Source organism: Acinetobacter sp. V89_7 (assembly GCF_029967895.1).
GTDB lineage: Bacteria > Pseudomonadota > Gammaproteobacteria > Pseudomonadales > Moraxellaceae > Acinetobacter > Acinetobacter soli.
The window spans coordinates 178,675-195,544 of sequence record NZ_JASCAJ010000031.1 but is presented as its reverse complement, the minus strand read 5'-3'; the positions used below and the strand labels follow the sequence as shown (position 1 = coordinate 195,544).

Genomic DNA, 16,870 nt, shown 5'->3' with positions numbered 1-16,870 from the left:
ATGCGTTTTAAATTACAAACGAACTCGCTCAACCACTTGGTCAACGACTTCATCAAGTGAGGTTGCACTAACATCAGTGTCGATGGCGTCACTGACATTTGTCAATACAATAACACCCGTTTCACGTAACAAGCCAATCTGCTCAGCCGTTAAATCAGGCTTGGCAATTGCCACCACACCTTGTTGAATCAGCAAGCTTTCAAGCGCCTGAGATTGCGAAAGTACAGAAGCATCAATGCCGATCACAGCAGGCTTTTGCCCTAAACGCGCAGCTCGGTCTTCGGCAGTCACTGGTGTACTGTGTGCAGTCCACTCGACCGCTGCTTCGACCATACCCGCACCTACGGTGACGTTACTTAATCGGTCGATAAAAATAAACGAACCGGTATAACGCGAGTCTTGGTAACGATCAAACACTACAGCCGCATCGAACTCGACTGTTACATCGGCAATCCCGTTCAGTTCAAGCTCATCGACCTGAGAATGCTCAAGAGTATTCACATTCACACGATAATTAATCGCGGTGACTTTTGCAGGAACGGTTTGCGTACCAATTTTTACATTGTATAACTTACCTTTCACCAGTGGATGTTCATTCATCCATACCAGTGACGCGCGCACGCTACGTGAAATAAGTGGCTGTTCGCCTGCGCGAACCAACACATTACCACGTGAAATATCGATTTCATCGTTGAGTGTTAATGTGACCGCCTGACCAGCAAAAGCTCTGTCGAGGTTACCATCAAAGGTCACAATTTCTTTGACACTGGATTTTTTACCCGATGGCAAAGCAACAATTTCATCGCCTACATTAATTTCGCCTAACGCGATAGTACCAGCAAAGCCACGGAAATCGAGGTTTGGACGGTTCACATATTGCACTGGGAAACGGAACTCGTGCTTGTTCGACTCACGCTTGATTTCGACCGATTCAAGAATGCTCATCAAGGTTTGGCCGTTGTACCACGGTGTGCTGGCCGATGGGTTAACCACGTTGTCACCGTTTAATGCCGAGATCGGAACAAACTGGATATTTTCAGGACGACGATTGCCAAGCTGATTGACGAAAGCATCGTATTCCACCTGAATTTCATTGAAGCGTGCTTCAGAAAACTCGACCAAATCCATTTTGTTGATAGCCACAATAATATTGCGAATCCCCAAAAGGCTTGCAATAAAACTATGACGACGTGTCTGGGTTTGTACACCATAACGCGCATCAATCAAGATAATCGCAAGATCGGCTGTCGATGCACCTGTTGCCATGTTACGTGTATATTGCTCGTGCCCTGGGGTATCTGCAATGATGAACTTACGTTTTTCTGTCGAGAAATAACGGTACGCGACATCAATGGTAATTCCCTGCTCACGCTCGGCCTGCAAACCATCTACAAGCAAAGCCAAATCTGGCGCATCACCGGTGGTTCCCACTTTCTTACTATCGCGGGTTACTGCTTGTAATTGATCTTCATAGATCAATTTTGAATCGTAAAGCAAACGACCAATGAGGGTACTTTTACCGTCATCGACGTTACCGCAGGTTAAAAAACGCAATAAATCTTTTTGTTCGTGTTGCTTTAAATAAGCCAGAATATCTTGGCTAATAAGATCTGATTGATGAGACATTGCTCAAACTCCACACATTCTGAAATCTAGTTGCTTAGCAACGCTTAGAAATAACCTTCCTGCTTTTTCTTTTCCATCGAGCCGGCTTCATCATGGTCGATCATACGACCCTGACGCTCCGAACTGGTGGCCAAAAGCATCTCTTGGATAATCTCAGGCAATGTGTCTGCCTCAGACTCAACCGCGCCTGTAAGCGGGTAACAACCCAGCGTACGGAAACGCACTGATTTCATTTGCGGAACTTCACCTTCTTTCAGACGCATACGTTCATCGTCTACCATAATCAGTGTGCCACTGCGTTCAACCACAGGACGAACTGCCGAGAAATAAAGTGGCACGATGTCGATATTTTCGAGGTAAATGTATTGCCAGATGTCTAGCTCGGTCCAGTTCGATAACGGGAACACACGAATACTTTCGCCCTTGTTCACTTTACCGTTGTACAAGTTCCATAGTTCTGGACGCTGATTTTTTGGATCCCAACGATGTTTGCTGTCACGGAACGAATAGACACGCTCTTTAGCACGTGATTTTTCTTCGTCGCGACGCGCACCACCAAAAGCAGCATCGAACTGATATTTGTCCAGCGCTTGCTTTAAGGCTTGGGTTTTCATGATATCGGTATATTTCGAGCTGCCCTGATCGAACGGATTGATTCCCGCTTCACGGCCTTCCTTGTTTTGATGCACGATCAAATCAAAGCCATGTGTTTTGGCCATGTTGTCACGAAACGCGATCATGTCTTTGAATTTCCATCCAGTATCGACATGCAATAGCGGAAACGGTAATTTTGCAGGGTAAAAAGCTTTGAGCGCCAGATGCAGCATTACCGCAGAGTCTTTACCAATCGAGTAAAGCATTACCGGATTTTCAAATTCGGCAGCAACTTCGCGAATAATATGAATACTTTCAGCTTCAAGCTGCTTGAGATGGGTTAATCTATCTTCAGTCATGAGCACCACCTTTCCAGTCCGATTTATTCATCACGTCGCATAGTAGTTTTTCGCCACTACTTGCGCCACCATATGGAGGAACGAGTGCCATAACAACTCCAGTTTATAAATATCAACAGAACCAACCAGATTGGCTTTATGCTAGATCTGGGAATAGATATTCATTATAGTGATGTAAAAAGCTTTTGCTTTGCATGTTTTTTCATAAACATATCTAAATTCATCATATACAACATGCAATTTTGAGCTTAAACCACTATGCAGATTAAAAAAACCTATTATGCCGTAGCCCTATTCTGCTGCCTACCCGATTTTATTGATAAGCATATCAGCATGAGACATATTTCAGCTTTAAACGAGAAGTTATGACAACAAAAATTATGCTTGAGATCATGGTGATTGGTTTAAAAAAATAAAACCCCGAGCTACACAATATTTATGCAGCGTCACACAAAAGATACAGCGCCAGATTTAAATTAATCATAAGCTTAATTTTAGCTGAAATCTTTGCTGTATAAATGTAACCAATAATCATTTCATTTTTCAAACCCGCTAATATGCAAAGTGAAAACAAGATCACTCAAGGATTTCACCGTTCATGAAAAATACATTGAAAACAACACTTTTAGTTATTGCTGGTTCAGTCATGAGTGTTTCTGCTTGGGCAGAATTCAAACAAGCACCTTTGCCATATGCGACCAATGCGCTACAACCTGCTATTGATCAGCAAACCATGGAGCTACATTACGGCAAGCACCATAAAGCGTATGTAGACAACTTAAATGCTCAAATCAAAACCTACCCAGAACTGGATAAAATGGATCCGGTTCAGTTACAAAAGCAAATTTCAAAATACAATACGGCGGTACGTAATAATGGTGGCGGACATTTTAATCACACCTTTTTTTGGGAGAGCCTTGCACCTGCCAATAAAACAGGACAACCCAGTGCGGCTTTAACCAAACAGATCACTCAAGATTTTGGCTCTATGGACGCCTTCAAACAAAAATTCAATGAAGCTGCAACCGGACGTTTTGGATCAGGCTGGGCATGGCTGATTGTGAGCCCAGAAGGAAAGCTTGCGATTACATCGACACCAAATCAGGACAATCCATTGATGGATCTGGCCGAAACCAAGGGTCAACCTTTATTAGGACTTGACGTATGGGAACATGCCTATTACTTGAAATACCAAAACCGACGTGCCGACTATATTAAAGCGTTTTGGTCTGTGGTGAACTGGAATAAAGTGAATGAACGCTATATGCAAGCCATGAAAAAATAAGTTGAAAAAAAAGAGTTTCTACAAAGAAACTCTTTTTTTTGCTACGCAGAAAAACGCTTAGGCATCTTTACGGCGCATATGCGGGAACAATAAGACGTCACGGATACTTGGTGCATTGGCAAACAACATCACCAAACGATCAATACCGATTCCCTGACCTGCGGTTGGCGGTAAACCATATTCAAGTGCTTCAATAAAGTCTGCATCGTAATGCATCGCTTCATCATCACCCGCGTCTTTTTCTGCAACTTGTGCCAAGAAACGCTCTGCCTGATCAATTGGATCATTTAACTCAGAGAAACCATTCGCCAGCTCACGCCCCCCGATAAAGAACTCGAAGCGGTCTGTAATATGCGGATTATCATCATTACGACGAGCCAAAGGCGACGTTTCAGCTGGATATTCGGTAATAAAGGTTGGCTGACGCAACTGTGTTTCCACTGTTTCTTCAAACACAATTGTTTGCAATTTACCTAAACCAAAACTTGGCTTCACCTGTTCTTTTAACTCGTCTTTTACAAACTGAGCCAAGAACTCGCGATCCCCAACATTTTCAGCTGTGAATTGTGGATTGTGCTCCAAAATCGCATCAAACATTGAAATCTTTTTAAACGGACCTTTAAAGCTAAACACTTCTTCGCCATACGGCACATCGGTGCTACCCAAAATATCCAGCGCCAGTTTTTCCAGCATGTTTTCGGTTAATTGCATCAGGTCTTTATAGTCTGCATAAGCCTGATAAAACTCGATCATGGTAAATTCAGGATTATGACGCGTCGAAACTCCTTCGTTACGGAAGTTACGGTTAATTTCAAACACACGCTCGAATCCACCCACCACCAAACGTTTTAAATACAGCTCTGGTGCAATACGTAAATAAAGCTCCATATCGAGTGCATTGTGATGCGTAACAAAAGGTTGTGCTGAAGCGCCACCCGGAATTACATGCATCATTGGCGTTTCGACTTCCATAAAACGCTCATTGGTTAAGAAGGCACGAATGCCTGCAACCACTTTGGCACGGATTTCAAAGGTCTTACGCGTTTCTTCATTGACAATCAGGTCGAGATAACGCTTGCGATATTTCGCTTCGGTATCGGTCAGACCGTGAAATTTGTCTGGTAACGGACGAAGTGACTTGGTCAATAGCTCAAAACCTTCAAGGTGAACATACAAATCACCTTTACCAGAACGACCAATATAACCTTCAGCTGCAATAATATCGCCAAGATCAAGGTTGCTCTTAATGGTATCTAAGGTTTCTTGCGGCAAGCCTTTGCGGTCGACATAAAGCTGGATACGACCCGTCATATCCTGAATCACCATGAACGAGCCACGATTGAGCATGACACGACCCGCAACTTTAACGTAGGTCTTTTCGGCGCCTTCAATCTGCGCTTTGTCTAAATCTTTAAACTGTTCTTGCAAGTCAGCCGCATAGTGCTCACGTTTGAAAGTATTTGGCCAGACACTTTTGCCAGATGCCTTGGCATTGTCTTGAATCTGTTTTAACTTGGCATGACGCTGTGCAATTAAATCGTTTTCGGAAATAATAGGTTCGGAAGTCGATTGAACGTTTGGTTGCGTCATCTCTGCCTCGATAAGATAAAAAAATGAAGTCGTATAGCTTAACAGAACTCGTTACAATTTCGTATGTCTTCTTTACGCCCGCACATGAAAAAAGTTATTTCCGCTTACATTTTTGTTGAAAAATCGCGTAAATCTTAGACCAAACGCTAAGATAAATTTGAAACATCACTCGGTAAACTAATGATTATTCGATCAGGTCTGGATAGATCCAATGCCTTGAAATCTCTTTCGTTAGCATGAGTCTATATAATCATAATGATGTTACCGCGTTTAAAAATTTTATTTATGCATGGCCTAGATTCTTCGCGTGAATCGACAAAATTCCATGCTATTCAAAGTGACAATAAGTTCTGTATTACGATTGACTACCGTAACCTGAGCTATGAAACTGTTGCGGACTTTTATCAGAACATCGTACTGACCATCAAGCCTGACGTATTGGTCGGACATAATTTGGGCGGCTACTGGGCCTTAAAACTGTCTTCGCAGTTTAAGCTTCCTGCAATTGTGGCCAATCCGAGCATTGCGCCGAGCTTTCGTGAAGATTATCCAGCGCTGGCCTTACAAGAACTCGATAACGACAATCCCAAAATTGCCTATTTAGAGCTTGGAGATGAAACGCTCGACATGTATGAAATTAAAAATTTGCTCGAAGATTATATGTTGGTCGATGCCATTGAAGGCGGACATCATCGTTTAGAACATCCAGCGAAACTCAACACGCTCATTGAACATATTAAAAACGAGTATTTCCAGCCTTTACGCTAAAGAAATAGATAAACGTAACGAATAAAAACCAAACAAATCCGCCTGATAAAAGCTGGAATTGCCCAAATAACATCAGTTTTGTCCTGATCAGCCATTTTACTTTTATTATGAAAGATTAAACTCGTGTATTCACTTTACTTAGATGTCGAACTGCGCAAGAATCTAAGCCAATATGAACACCGGTAATGTTTATATTCAAAGTCATGATTAGATCATATGGAATTGTTTTACTGAAAGGCAGCTGACGCGAACTTATCAGGTTGGAGAATCAAATGAAAAAATATCAATGCATCGTTTGTGGGTGGATTTACGACGAAGCTGAAGGCTGGCCACAAGACGGCATTGCACCAGGTACCAAGTGGGATGACATTCCTGACGACTGGACCTGCCCAGACTGCGGCGTTTCAAAAGCCGATTTTGAAATGATCGAAGTTTGATTATTTATTTTAAAAGACCATGTCCGTTTACATGGTCTTTTTGATTGAATCTGTTTTATTAAGTTTTGGAGAAAAAGAATGCATCCTATCGTCATCATTGGATCAGGCATGGCGGGTTATACCCTTGCTCGTGAGTTTCGCAAGTTAAATCCTGAACAGGCATTGGTCATGATTAGTGCGGATGATGCAGTCAATTACGCCAAACCAACCTTATCGAATGCCTTAGCAGGTAACAAGGCACCTGAGCAAATTCCGTTAGGTGATGCAGCGAAAATGAGTGCTCAGCTTTCGATGGACATTTTGTCCGATACCGTTGTAACAGCCATAGATCCAGATCAACATGAACTGACTTTAGAACACAACGGACAAACACGCCAACAACCCTATTCCAAACTGATCTTAGCCGTAGGTGCCAATCCAATCCGTCTGGCGATTGGTGGTGATGCAAGCGATGATATTCATGTGGTCAATTCATTGATTGATTACCGGGCTTTTCGAGAACGCCTTGCACAGCGTGATGATAAACGTGTGGTCATTTTAGGTGCAGGACTCATTGGCTGTGAGTTTGCCAATGACTTACAGCATACGGGGCATCACGTTACCGTGATTGATCTTTCTGCACGTCCATTGGGCCGTTTGTTACCTGCACATGTAGCTGAAGCATTTCAGAGTAAGCTTGAAGCGAGCGGTATTCAGTTTGTTCTTTCGACCACCGTCGAGAAAGTTTCAAAAACGAATGACAATCAAGACTATGTGGTAACTCTCGCCAATGGACAAACGTTGCTTGCCGACGTTGTACTTTCCGCAATTGGTTTACAGCCCAATATCGATTTAGCCAAACAGGCGGGAGTGACCACTAGCCGTGGCATCTTGACCAACAGTTTGCTTGAGACCAATCAAACGGATATTTATGCCATTGGAGACTGTGCTGAGGTCAATGGGACGCTCTTGCCTTATGTCATGCCGATTATGCAACAAGCACGCGCACTGGCCAAAACCCTCAACGGCGAGACCACGCAAGTGCATTATCCAGCCATGCCTGTGGCGGTGAAAACACCAGCTGCACCGCTAACCGTTTTACCTGCGCCAGTCGACGTAGACGTGAATTGGGAAACTGAAACCTTTGAAGACGGTATGCTCGCTAAAGCGGTGGATAGCTCAGAAACGTTACGTGGTTTTGTTCTGCTTGGAGCAACTGCTGGTAAACAACGCCTAAGCTTAACCAAATTGGTACCTGACTTAATGCCTGCACAGGCTTAGATTTTTATTATCAGGGCATTCAGGGGAATGTCCTTTCTTTACGGAAATAAACATGAATCGTGCTTTGCAGTTTAGCGCTTCGCCGTATACCGCCTTTATGCATGAAACCAAAGTCAAACTCAGTAACGACTTGGAATTGCATGTTGAGGTGGGTGGTAATCCGGCTCATCCTCCCCTACTGTTAATCATGGGCTTAGGCGCCCAGATGCTATTCTGGCCCGATTTTTTCTGTAAATCCCTTATCGATCAGGGCTTTTACGTGATTCGCTTTGACAACCGAGATATTGGTCTGTCCTCTAAAATTCGCAATAAAGGCAAACGGCTAAACACCCTTAAGCTCATGGGACGTTTTGCACTCGGGCTTGAAAATCAAGGTGCACCTTACACTTTATATGATATGGCTGAAGATGTTGCCCTGCTTATCGAAGCCATGCATCTAGATCGGGTGCATGTGGTCGGCGCATCGATGGGTGGCATGATTGCACAGATTTTATCTGCCAAATATCCTGAGAAAGTTGAAAAGTTGGTCCTGATGTTTACCAGCAATAATCAACCTCTGTTACCGCCTCCATTTCCAAAACAACTATTTAGTCTAATTGGTAAGCCCAAAAGCACCGATGAAGATGGTATTATTAATCATAGTCTGAGATTATTCGAAATTATTGGATCACCGGGATATGTGAATCAGGTCGAAGCAATACAGACTGCGCGTAAACTGTATCAACGAAGTTATCACCCTGCGGGTGTACTTCAACAGTTTTTAGCAATATTATGTACGGGGTCCTTACTACAACTGGACAAACAGATTACTCAGCCCACCCTTGTGGTACACGGCTCGAAAGATCGGTTGTTACCTCCTAGTCATGGTAAGGCTGTTGCAAAAGCAATTAAAGGCGCTAAGTTTGAATTAATTGATGGAATGGGACACGATATTCCGCCCCATTTTATCCCTCAGCTTAGTCATTTAATTGCGAATCACTTTAGATCATAAGCATTAGGACATTATGGCTGCATTACCCTCCCTAAGACAGCTGTCATATTTAGTAACACTGTCGGAAACATTGCACTTCACTGAAGCAGCACGCCGCTCGTTTGTCACTCAATCGACACTGTCTGGCGGCATCATGGAATTAGAACGCTTGCTTGGTGGCGTACTGGTTGAACGAGATCGTCAAAACGTGCGTTTAACACCTTTAGGGGAACAAGTCGTTGCACGCGCCCGAGTCCTGTTAGCAGATGCTCAAGATCTGATGCGACTGAGCCGTGAAATGAGTGAACCGCTGACTGGTGATCTTCATCTTGGTATTATTCCAACGATTGCACCTTTTATCTTGACTCAACTACTTGAAGAAGTGCATAAGCAACTGCCAAAAATTCAGTTGCATCTGCACGAAGCACAAAGTGAAAAAATTGTTGAACGTCTTGAACACGGCAATTTGGACATGGTGGTGCTGGCACTACCGTTCGATACGCGTGGACTCAAAGTTGTCGATATTGCCAAAGAAAACCTGTTCTTGGTCTGCAACAAACACGATAAGCATGCATCTTCGGCGCAGTCTCTCGATGACCTCGATTTATCACGTTTGATGCTGCTCGAAGAAGGTCATTGCTTACGTGATCATGCACTCAGTGCTTGTCCGGTTGGTGAACGTAAAAATGACAATCGCTTAAAAGCCAGTTCACTTCCTACACTCGTAGAAATGGTGTCTTCAAATCTTGGCTTTACGTTATTGCCAGAAATTGCAATCAATACGCATATGCTCAAGTTTAACGATGACTTGATGGTGAAAGAAATTGAAAATGCACCAAGTCGTGTTCTTGCATTGATTACACGTAAGAGCACACCGCTTCAAAGCGAATTTGATGTGATTTTAGATATCTTAAAACGTATCACATCGTCATTAAGGGATTAATACACCCAGTTAAAATAAAAAAGGAGCCCGTTTAAGGCTCCTTTTTTTTATGAGAGATTAATTAAGCAAATAGTGAAATCAGGGTTTGTTGGGCATTATGCAGTTCTTCCCCTTCTTTTGCCTGTACGCGTATCCATGTCCCATCTCCTTGAAGTAACCATGCTTGCTGATTATCTTTGAGGTAATTAACCAGACCTTGCTGATAAATTCGCTTTTTCAGCGCTGGATCTTCAATCGGGAAACATGCTTCAACACGATTAAATAAATTACGATCCATCCAGTCTGCACTTGAACAGTAAATTCGGGCATCACCATTATTGCTAAAGTAATACACGCGGGTATGCTCAAGGAAACGGCCTACAATTGAACGCACACGGATATTTTCCGACAGCCCCGGTAAACCTGGACGTAAACAGCAAATCGAACGAATAATTAAATCGATCTGTACGCCTGCTTGTGATGCTTCATACAATTTATTGATCAGCTGCATTTCGGTCAGTGCATTGACCTTGACAATAATCTGCGCCGGCTTACCTGCCTTGGCATTGGCAATTTCATCGTCAATATAATTGAGGAGTTGAGCGTGTAAGGTAAAAGGTGCATGCAACAACTTTTTCAGTTTGGCCATTTTACCCATACCAGTGAGTTCCTGAAAAATGCGATGTACATCTTCACACAACTCTTTGTCTGTGGTCATGAGGCCATAGTCGGTATAAATCCGTGCATTACCAGCATGGTAGTTCCCCGTGCCTAAGTGCACATAACGTACCAGCTTGTTATTTTCACGGCGTACCACCAGAATCATTTTGGCATGGGTTTTATAACCAACAATGCCATATACCACCACTGCACCGGCTTCTTGCAACACATTTGCCACTGCAATATTTGACTCTTCGTCAAAGCGCGCACGCAATTCGATCACTGCCGTTACTTCTTTACCGTTACGCGCTGCTTCAACCAGCACTTGAACAATTTCTGAATCGGGACCACTACGATAAAGGGTTTGCTTAATTGCCAAGACCTGTGGATCACGCGCAGCTTCACGCAATAAATTAATTACAGGTGCAAACGATTCAAACGGATGATGCAGTAAAATGTCCTGTTTTTGCATGGCAGCAAAAACATTCTCAGACTTTTTAAGCACCTTTGGAATAACAGGTGTGTGCGAGTCATAACGCAAATGTGGACGTTTGAAGTTTGACAATAAACGGGCCAAATTGACTGGACCTTCCACCTTATAAAGCTGATCTTCATCCAGATCAAATTCTTCGAGCAGATAGTTATAAATATGTTTTGGACAGTTTTCTGTTACTTCTAAACGTACGGCTCGACCAAAGCGGCGGGAACTCAGCTCACCTTTTAGTGCTTTAGCCAAATCTTCAACATCTTCATTGAGTGCCAAATCTGCATTTCGTGTGACACGGAATTGATAACAGCCCGTTGCGGTCATACCCGGAAACAGATCAGACACATGTTCATGGATAATAGCAGACAACATCACATGATGTTCTTTACCTCCTGTAAGCTCGTCGGGTAAACGAACTACACGCGGTAGTGAACGCGGCGCCGGTACAACTGCTAAGTCAATTTGACGGCCAAAAGCATCTTTACCTTCGAGCGTAATTACAAAGTTAAGGCTTTTATTGACCAAACGCGGAAATGGATGTGCAGGGTCTAAGCTGATTGGGGTGAGTACTGGCGCAACCTGCTCTTGAAAATATTTTTTCACCCATGCCGATTGTGCAGGGGTAAGTTCGCCACGGCGCAAGAAACAGATATCTTCGTCACGTAGTTTTGGCAATATTTCTTCATTTAAGATACGGTATTGACGCTCAATCGCGGCATGTGCTGTTTGTGAAATTTGCTCGAGTACCTGTTTAGGCGTCAGACCATCGGGGCTTCGGCTTTCGTTACCCAAATCTAGCTGCTCTAGAATACCGGCCACACGAATTTCAAAAAACTCGTCAAGATTTCGTGAAAAAATCAGTAAAAAATTCATGCGCTCGAGCAAAGGATGGAGCGGATCAACCGCCTGCTCTAAAACCCGAAGATGAAAATCTAAAATGGATAATTCACGATTAATATATCGATCGTTGTAAGTATATTCTACTGGTGTCGTTGTTATCGCAGTATTCATGCGCCAACCCTATCTACAAAAGCTTCGTGATTGAATTAGTATGCTTCAAAATTATTTCAATTACATAAAAAAACGCACTAAAAGTACGTTTTTTATATTCATTACACATCTCGATTCTTAAGGAATTTGACTGTAGCGCATATATTTTAGTGTAAAGCGCTGTTTAAAACGAAATTTGGCATCGTTTCGGTTGTTTTGATAGTACTTTGGATTGGGTAGTAAGGCAGCCAAAAACGCAGCTTGTTCTCGGCTTAAGTTTTTAGCACTGCGGTTAAAGTAATATTGAGATGCCGCCTCTACACCATAAATATGTTCACCAAATTCAACCGAGTTCATATACACTTCTAAAATACGCTGCTTCGACCACATTCGCTCCATCATCCAAGTCGCAATCGCTTCTTGGCCCTTGCGCAAAAAAGAACGCTGATTGAATAAAAATAGATTCTTGGCCAACTGCTGCGAGATAGTCGATCCACCATTGACCACTTCACCTGATTTTTCATTTTTTTCCAAAGCGTACTGAATACCATCCCAGTCAAAACCATGATGCTGCAAAAACTTGCCATCTTCGGCAGCCACTACTGCTCGCTTGAAATTATTACTAATATTGTCGTAGTCACGCCAATGGTGTTGAAGCGGTTTAGAGGGCTCTGACCACGATGCAATGCGCATAAACATGCTGGTATTGACAGGCTGCGTGCGCCACCATACTAAACTTGCAAAAATCCAAAGTTGAACCAGAAGTACAACACTGACAAGTGCCAAAATAACACGTACAAAAAAACGTTTCATGTCAGCGCTTTTCTCCAGAGAGTTTGTAGTTTCATGCTAAGCTACTTTATCGCTCTTATTGAATGATTACAAAAGCATAGCATGACTGATCTAAGACCACCTCAGATGAATCGTAAACTTGACCTCTACAGTTGGTGGATTACAGCTGTACTGATCATGATAAACGTGGGTTTATTTGTCTGGCAGATCATGCATGGCGTAGATGCCAGTAACCCGACCACATCCGATGCCATTTACTGGGGAGCCGATTTTGCGCCGCTCACCTATCTTGAGCAACCGGCTCGTCTGTTTACCAGCATGTTTTTTCATTTTGGCTTGATTCATCTCATGCTGAACATGTGGGCATTGTATGTGTTTGGCAACATTGCCGAACAACTACTCGGACGCGGGTATTATCTGGGCCTGTATATTCTGGCCGGCCTAGCCGGGAGTCTGCTCAGTGGTTATATCGCCATTCGTGACAGTTATGCACTACTTGAAAACTTTGATCCAAGTTTACTGCCCCATGTGGGAGCCGGTGCCTCTGGCGCGGTGATGGGGCTTGGCGGCGCACTCACAATACTGGCAATATTACCTGCATTGCCGAGGCAACGTTTTATTCTCGACAAAAAAGCGTTGTTGATCATTATGGCGATTAACTTGGCCTTTGGTTTCATGGCAACCGGCATCAATAACGCTGCGCATATTGGGGGGATGCTCATGGGCGCATTACTGGCACTGATCTGGTATGTGGGGCAGCGCTTCGCCGTGAGCACAGTGGCAAAACTTGTCGGCTTAGCCACGGGGAGTGTATTGTGCTATTTAGCTTATCAATACTGTCTCAGTTTGTTGGCGCCTATTTTAGAACTGTGGCAACACATTCTGATGCAAATGAAAAGCCAGCTTAATCTATAAGCTGGCCCATTGAATCAAGATTGATTCAGCTCTCTTAGACTTTGCAGTGGCGGAATGTCACATAAATAACTGAGACGATAACGCCCAATCAGGGCACAGACCACCATCATTGTGAGTGGTAAAATCAACCAGATTTCAGGATGCCACTGAACTGCAATGTTCATCTTGTAACTGGCAACCGCACTAATCACTTCTGCAAATAAACATGCGACAATCCCAGACAACAAACCCATTAATCCGACTTCAAGCATCAGCAATTGTTTGAGCTTGCTTTTGGCAATACCAAACGAACGTAACACAGCCACTTCCTGACGCCGCTCATCCATTAAAAGATTCAAACACGCAATTAACACCAATAAGCCCGAAATACCGACCAATACGGCAAGTACAGTAATAATTTGCACCAAAACACCGACCAGTCGTTTGACTTCTTCCAAGATCAAGCTGACATCGATAAAGACGGTATTGCTAAATTGCTGAATAAGCCCTACCAGTTTGGCTTTGTCTTGCGGGGGAACATAAAAACTCCCTAAATAACTGCCTGAATTCTCATCGATGGTCGATGGTGAGAAAATAAAGAAGAAATTCGGGCTGAAACTTTCCCACTCCACGGTTCTTAGGTTAATCACTCGGGCAGACAACGGACCTTCAGGCAATTGAAAGGTCAGTTTATCGCCAATTTTAATCCCCAGCTCTTCGGCCAGTTTAGCCTCTACCGACACTTGATTGACTTGATTAAAGCGCGTTACCCCTGAAACAATTTTATTATCGTTTGGGAATGTGCGTGATTGAGTTAAATTCAGTTCACGGCGCAGTGCATTGTTTTGTTGGACTTGTTCGGGCGTAAAGGCGCGATCGTTTTTAGCCACCAGTCGACCACGGATATTCGGGTATAGCGGCGTGCTTTTCCAACCGTTTTGGGTTAATTGCTGTTGCAGCTGCGGCATGTCGAATGGCGGTAAACCATAAACAAATTGATTAGGCGTCCCTTCAGGCAATTGTTCTTGCCAGCGCTCAAGCAAATCGACCCGTAAGACACTCAGCACCGTAATCAGACTGATTCCTAACGCCAAAGCAGTAATTTGGATTGCACTCTGATGCGGTAAGCGCACATAGGCTGAAAGTCCGTTTTTAAGGCCTTTGATGAACTTAAGTACACTCCAGACCACCCCATACAGCAACAAACTTAAGAGTAAAATTGCAGCAAGCATAAGTGCGCTCAGTTGAAGGTTATCACTCAACACCAGACTGAACACAATTAGACTAATGATACCGGCAAGAAACATCAGCGCCAGTGAGCGCTTAGACCGAACTTCCTGACGAATCACCCGAATTGGCGGCGTATTTAACAGCTCCCACACACTCGGTAAGATAAATCCGAACAAAACCACCATGCTGGTAAAGATGGCCGTTGGTAATGGGCCAATCCAGATATCCCAGACTGAAAAATTCAGTTGTAACTGCGGCATTAACTGGAGCATGAGTTGCAGTAGTCCAAAGCCTAAACCGACACCTATTGCACTGCCCAGTACAATTGAAATGAAGCTTACAATCGCGAGCAGCCCCATATAAGCCCATAAAACCTGTGCCTTGCTGGCACCCAAGCATCGAATCAACGCGATGTGGTCTTGGTTTTGCTGTACATAGCGCTGACTGGTCAGGGCAATGGCAATCCCGCAGAGTAGAATGGTTAAAATATTTGCCAGTTGCAAAAAGGTGTCTAGATTTTCAATCGGTTTGACCAAACGAGTATTACCTTGCGTGGCATCACGTAGACGCAAGGTGGTTGCACTTTCAGAATCTGCTTGCTGTGCACTGCTGCTGTCCGTTTGTTGCAGACGCTTAAATTCATCTGCAAAGCGTTTGGTCTGATCTGGGCGGCCTGCAAGGAGCAACCGGTATTCGATCCGACTACCCACCTGAATGGCATTGGTTTTCGCGACATCATTCTGATTGATGATCACAGTCGGAGAAAAACCAGAAAAACCCAGCTCCTGATTGGAATCATGCGCAATGACACCTGCCACACGGAATTGACCATCGGCAATATAAACCGTGTCGTTCAGCTTCACTTTCAGCAATTCCATAGCCCGTGTGCTCAGCCAGATCTCCCCTATTGCTGGCGTTTTTTGTGCCGGCTGAATACGCAGTTCACCTCGTAATGGAAAGGCCGAATCAATTGCTTTTACATTGACCATCACAAAGTTTTGCTCGGTGCGTGCCATTGAACTAAACAGCGTGACACGCGATTGTTTGAGTCCATCTTGTGTCGCACGCTGTGACCACTGGTTTGATAAAGGGTCTTGATCGGAAAGCACCAGATCGGCCGCCAGCATTTGCGCAGCTTGTAGATTGACGGCTTGTTTGACCTGATTGTTACTAAATTTTAAAGCAGTGGTTGCGCTGATCGCCAACGATAAGGCAATGATCAATAAATAAAGCCCGCCCGTTCGTAAACTTTGCAACAATAACGGTTTTAAAAGTGAACTCATACATGCTCCACCTTTGCCAGTTCTTCATTGATACGTCCATCGACCAGATTAAAATGCCGCTGACATTGACTGGCCAGTTTTTGATCGTGCGTCACCAACACCAATGTAGTCCCGAGCTCCTGATTCAGTTTAAACAATAAACGTTCAATCTCTTTTGCGGTTTGGCCATCTAGATTGCCTGTAGGTTCATCGGCAAATACCAGTTTTGGCTCGGCGATGAGTGCACGTGCAATGGCAACGCGCTGCTGTTCCCCGCCAGAAAGAACTTTAGGTGTTTGCTCAACTTGACGCTCAAGCCCCACGCGTGCAAGCCATTCTCGTGCTTTCATCTCGGCATCTTTAAAGTGAAATGATGCCTGTAAGCGTAGCGGTAGCATCACATTTTCAAGTGCGCTCAAATGCGGCAGAAGCTGAAAAGACTGAAAAACAAAGCCAATATGCTCTAATCTTAAAGTCGCACGCTGCTCTTCCGACATTCCATGTACTGCCTGACCACACACCCATAGCTCACCCGAAGAAGGTCTATCTAGGGTTGCCAGCACTCCCAATAAAGTAGATTTTCCAGAGCCAGAACGACCTGTAATTGCTACCTGTTCCCCAGCAAAAATTTCCAAATTGATCTGATCTAAAATCGTTAACTGATTGTTATTAAATTGCACAGATTGTGTCAGGTGATGGGCAGAAATTATTGGTTGTGGCATGATGGTCAGTATCCCCTCTGGT

At 43.8% G+C, this 16,870-nt stretch carries 14 protein-coding genes; 7 read left to right on the top strand and 7 right to left on the bottom strand.

Features of this window, described 5'->3' with window-relative positions:
- Positions 1-12: 12 nt before the first annotated feature.
- Together cysN and cysD are read right to left on the bottom strand one after the other, a co-directional pair.
- Positions 13-1,626 (bottom strand): sulfate adenylyltransferase subunit CysN, encoded by a 1,614-nt coding sequence (gene cysN, locus QLG00_RS12180; protein WP_048763631.1) that lies wholly within the window; start codon positions 1,624-1,626, stop codon positions 13-15.
- 44 nt (positions 1,627-1,670) lie between these two features.
- The gene (cysD, locus tag QLG00_RS12175) at positions 1,671-2,579 is read right to left on the bottom strand and encodes a sulfate adenylyltransferase subunit CysD (protein WP_004936081.1); all 909 of its coding nucleotides are present in this window, start codon (positions 2,577-2,579) and stop codon (positions 1,671-1,673) included.
- Positions 2,580-3,177: 598 nt separating this feature from the next.
- Between cysD and QLG00_RS12170 the strand changes: the two genes are divergently transcribed.
- A complete protein-coding gene (locus QLG00_RS12170; protein WP_025095238.1) occupies positions 3,178-3,864 on the top strand; it encodes a superoxide dismutase in 687 nt (228 codons plus the stop codon).
- Positions 3,865-3,921: 57 nt separating this feature from the next.
- Here the strand turns inward: QLG00_RS12170 and lysS are convergent, their stop codons facing one another.
- Complete coding sequence (gene lysS, locus QLG00_RS12165) at positions 3,922-5,454, bottom strand: lysine--tRNA ligase (protein ID WP_004936075.1); 1,533 nt, start codon at positions 5,452-5,454, stop codon at positions 3,922-3,924.
- 255 nt (positions 5,455-5,709) lie between these two features.
- On the opposite strand from lysS, the gene QLG00_RS12160 reads away from it, so the two are divergent.
- From QLG00_RS12160 to oxyR, 5 genes are all read left to right on the top strand, one after another.
- On the top strand, positions 5,710-6,222 hold the full coding sequence (locus tag QLG00_RS12160) for a YqiA/YcfP family alpha/beta fold hydrolase (protein ID WP_233746598.1): 513 nt from the start codon (positions 5,710-5,712) through the stop codon (positions 6,220-6,222).
- A 272-nt stretch (positions 6,223-6,494) separates the two neighbouring features.
- Entirely contained in the window at positions 6,495-6,659 is a 165-nt protein-coding gene (gene rubA / locus QLG00_RS12155; protein ID WP_004946157.1) for a rubredoxin RubA, read from the top strand.
- Positions 6,660-6,737: 78 nt separating this feature from the next.
- Positions 6,738-7,919: a rubredoxin reductase RubB gene (gene rubB, locus QLG00_RS12150; protein WP_282471089.1), complete on the top strand. Its 1,182-nt coding sequence runs from the start codon at positions 6,738-6,740 to the stop codon at positions 7,917-7,919.
- 52 nt (positions 7,920-7,971) lie between these two features.
- The gene (estB, locus tag QLG00_RS12145) at positions 7,972-8,910 is read left to right on the top strand and encodes an esterase EstB (protein ID WP_004936062.1); all 939 of its coding nucleotides are present in this window, start codon (positions 7,972-7,974) and stop codon (positions 8,908-8,910) included.
- A gap of 13 nt (positions 8,911-8,923) precedes the next feature.
- A complete protein-coding gene (gene oxyR, locus QLG00_RS12140) occupies positions 8,924-9,832 on the top strand; it encodes a LysR family transcriptional regulator OxyR (protein WP_282471088.1) in 909 nt (302 codons plus the stop codon).
- Between the two features lie 61 nt (positions 9,833-9,893).
- On the opposite strand, the gene ppk1 is transcribed toward oxyR, so the two are convergent.
- Both ppk1 and mtgA read right to left on the bottom strand, forming a co-directional pair.
- On the bottom strand, positions 9,894-11,969 hold the full coding sequence (gene ppk1, locus QLG00_RS12135) for a polyphosphate kinase 1 (RefSeq protein ID WP_004936054.1): 2,076 nt from the start codon (positions 11,967-11,969) through the stop codon (positions 9,894-9,896).
- A gap of 117 nt (positions 11,970-12,086) precedes the next feature.
- Complete coding sequence (gene mtgA / locus QLG00_RS12130) at positions 12,087-12,761, bottom strand: monofunctional biosynthetic peptidoglycan transglycosylase (protein WP_004936051.1); 675 nt, start codon at positions 12,759-12,761, stop codon at positions 12,087-12,089.
- Positions 12,762-12,842: 81 nt separating this feature from the next.
- Between mtgA and QLG00_RS12125 the strand changes: the two genes are divergently transcribed.
- Positions 12,843-13,655, top strand: coding sequence for a rhomboid family intramembrane serine protease (locus QLG00_RS12125; RefSeq protein ID WP_088458724.1), 813 nt, complete (start codon positions 12,843-12,845; stop codon positions 13,653-13,655).
- A 14-nt stretch (positions 13,656-13,669) separates the two neighbouring features.
- Here the strand turns inward: QLG00_RS12125 and QLG00_RS12120 are convergent, their stop codons facing one another.
- Both QLG00_RS12120 and QLG00_RS12115 read right to left on the bottom strand, forming a co-directional pair.
- A complete protein-coding gene (locus QLG00_RS12120; protein WP_282471087.1) occupies positions 13,670-16,147 on the bottom strand; it encodes an FtsX-like permease family protein in 2,478 nt (825 codons plus the stop codon).
- Entirely contained in the window at positions 16,144-16,848 is a 705-nt protein-coding gene (locus QLG00_RS12115; protein WP_004946140.1) for an ABC transporter ATP-binding protein, read from the bottom strand. The genes QLG00_RS12120 and QLG00_RS12115 overlap by 4 nt, the downstream gene beginning before the upstream one ends.
- Between the last annotated feature and the right edge of the window lie 22 nt (positions 16,849-16,870).

Bases quoted from the DNA above. Each gene is read 5' to 3' on its own strand.
- cysN (WP_048763631.1), bottom strand. From the start codon at position 1,626: ATGTCTCATCAATCAGATCTTATTAGCCAAGATATTCTGGCTTATTTA.
- cysD (WP_004936081.1), bottom strand. From the start codon at position 2,579: ATGACTGAAGATAGATTAACCCATCTCAAGCAGCTTGAAGCTGAAAGT.
- QLG00_RS12170 (WP_025095238.1), top strand. From the start codon at position 3,178: ATGAAAAATACATTGAAAACAACACTTTTAGTTATTGCTGGTTCAGTC.
- lysS (WP_004936075.1), bottom strand. From the start codon at position 5,454: ATGACGCAACCAAACGTTCAATCGACTTCCGAACCTATTATTTCCGAA.
- QLG00_RS12160 (WP_233746598.1), top strand. From the start codon at position 5,710: ATGATGTTACCGCGTTTAAAAATTTTATTTATGCATGGCCTAGATTCT.
- rubA (WP_004946157.1), top strand. From the start codon at position 6,495: ATGAAAAAATATCAATGCATCGTTTGTGGGTGGATTTACGACGAAGCT.
- rubB (WP_282471089.1), top strand. From the start codon at position 6,738: ATGCATCCTATCGTCATCATTGGATCAGGCATGGCGGGTTATACCCTT.
- estB (WP_004936062.1), top strand. From the start codon at position 7,972: ATGAATCGTGCTTTGCAGTTTAGCGCTTCGCCGTATACCGCCTTTATG.
- oxyR (WP_282471088.1), top strand. From the start codon at position 8,924: ATGGCTGCATTACCCTCCCTAAGACAGCTGTCATATTTAGTAACACTG.
- ppk1 (WP_004936054.1), bottom strand. From the start codon at position 11,969: ATGAATACTGCGATAACAACGACACCAGTAGAATATACTTACAACGAT.
- mtgA (WP_004936051.1), bottom strand. From the start codon at position 12,761: ATGAAACGTTTTTTTGTACGTGTTATTTTGGCACTTGTCAGTGTTGTA.
- QLG00_RS12125 (WP_088458724.1), top strand. From the start codon at position 12,843: ATGACTGATCTAAGACCACCTCAGATGAATCGTAAACTTGACCTCTAC.
- QLG00_RS12120 (WP_282471087.1), bottom strand. From the start codon at position 16,147: ATGAGTTCACTTTTAAAACCGTTATTGTTGCAAAGTTTACGAACGGGC.
- QLG00_RS12115 (WP_004946140.1), bottom strand. From the start codon at position 16,848: ATGCCACAACCAATAATTTCTGCCCATCACCTGACACAATCTGTGCAA.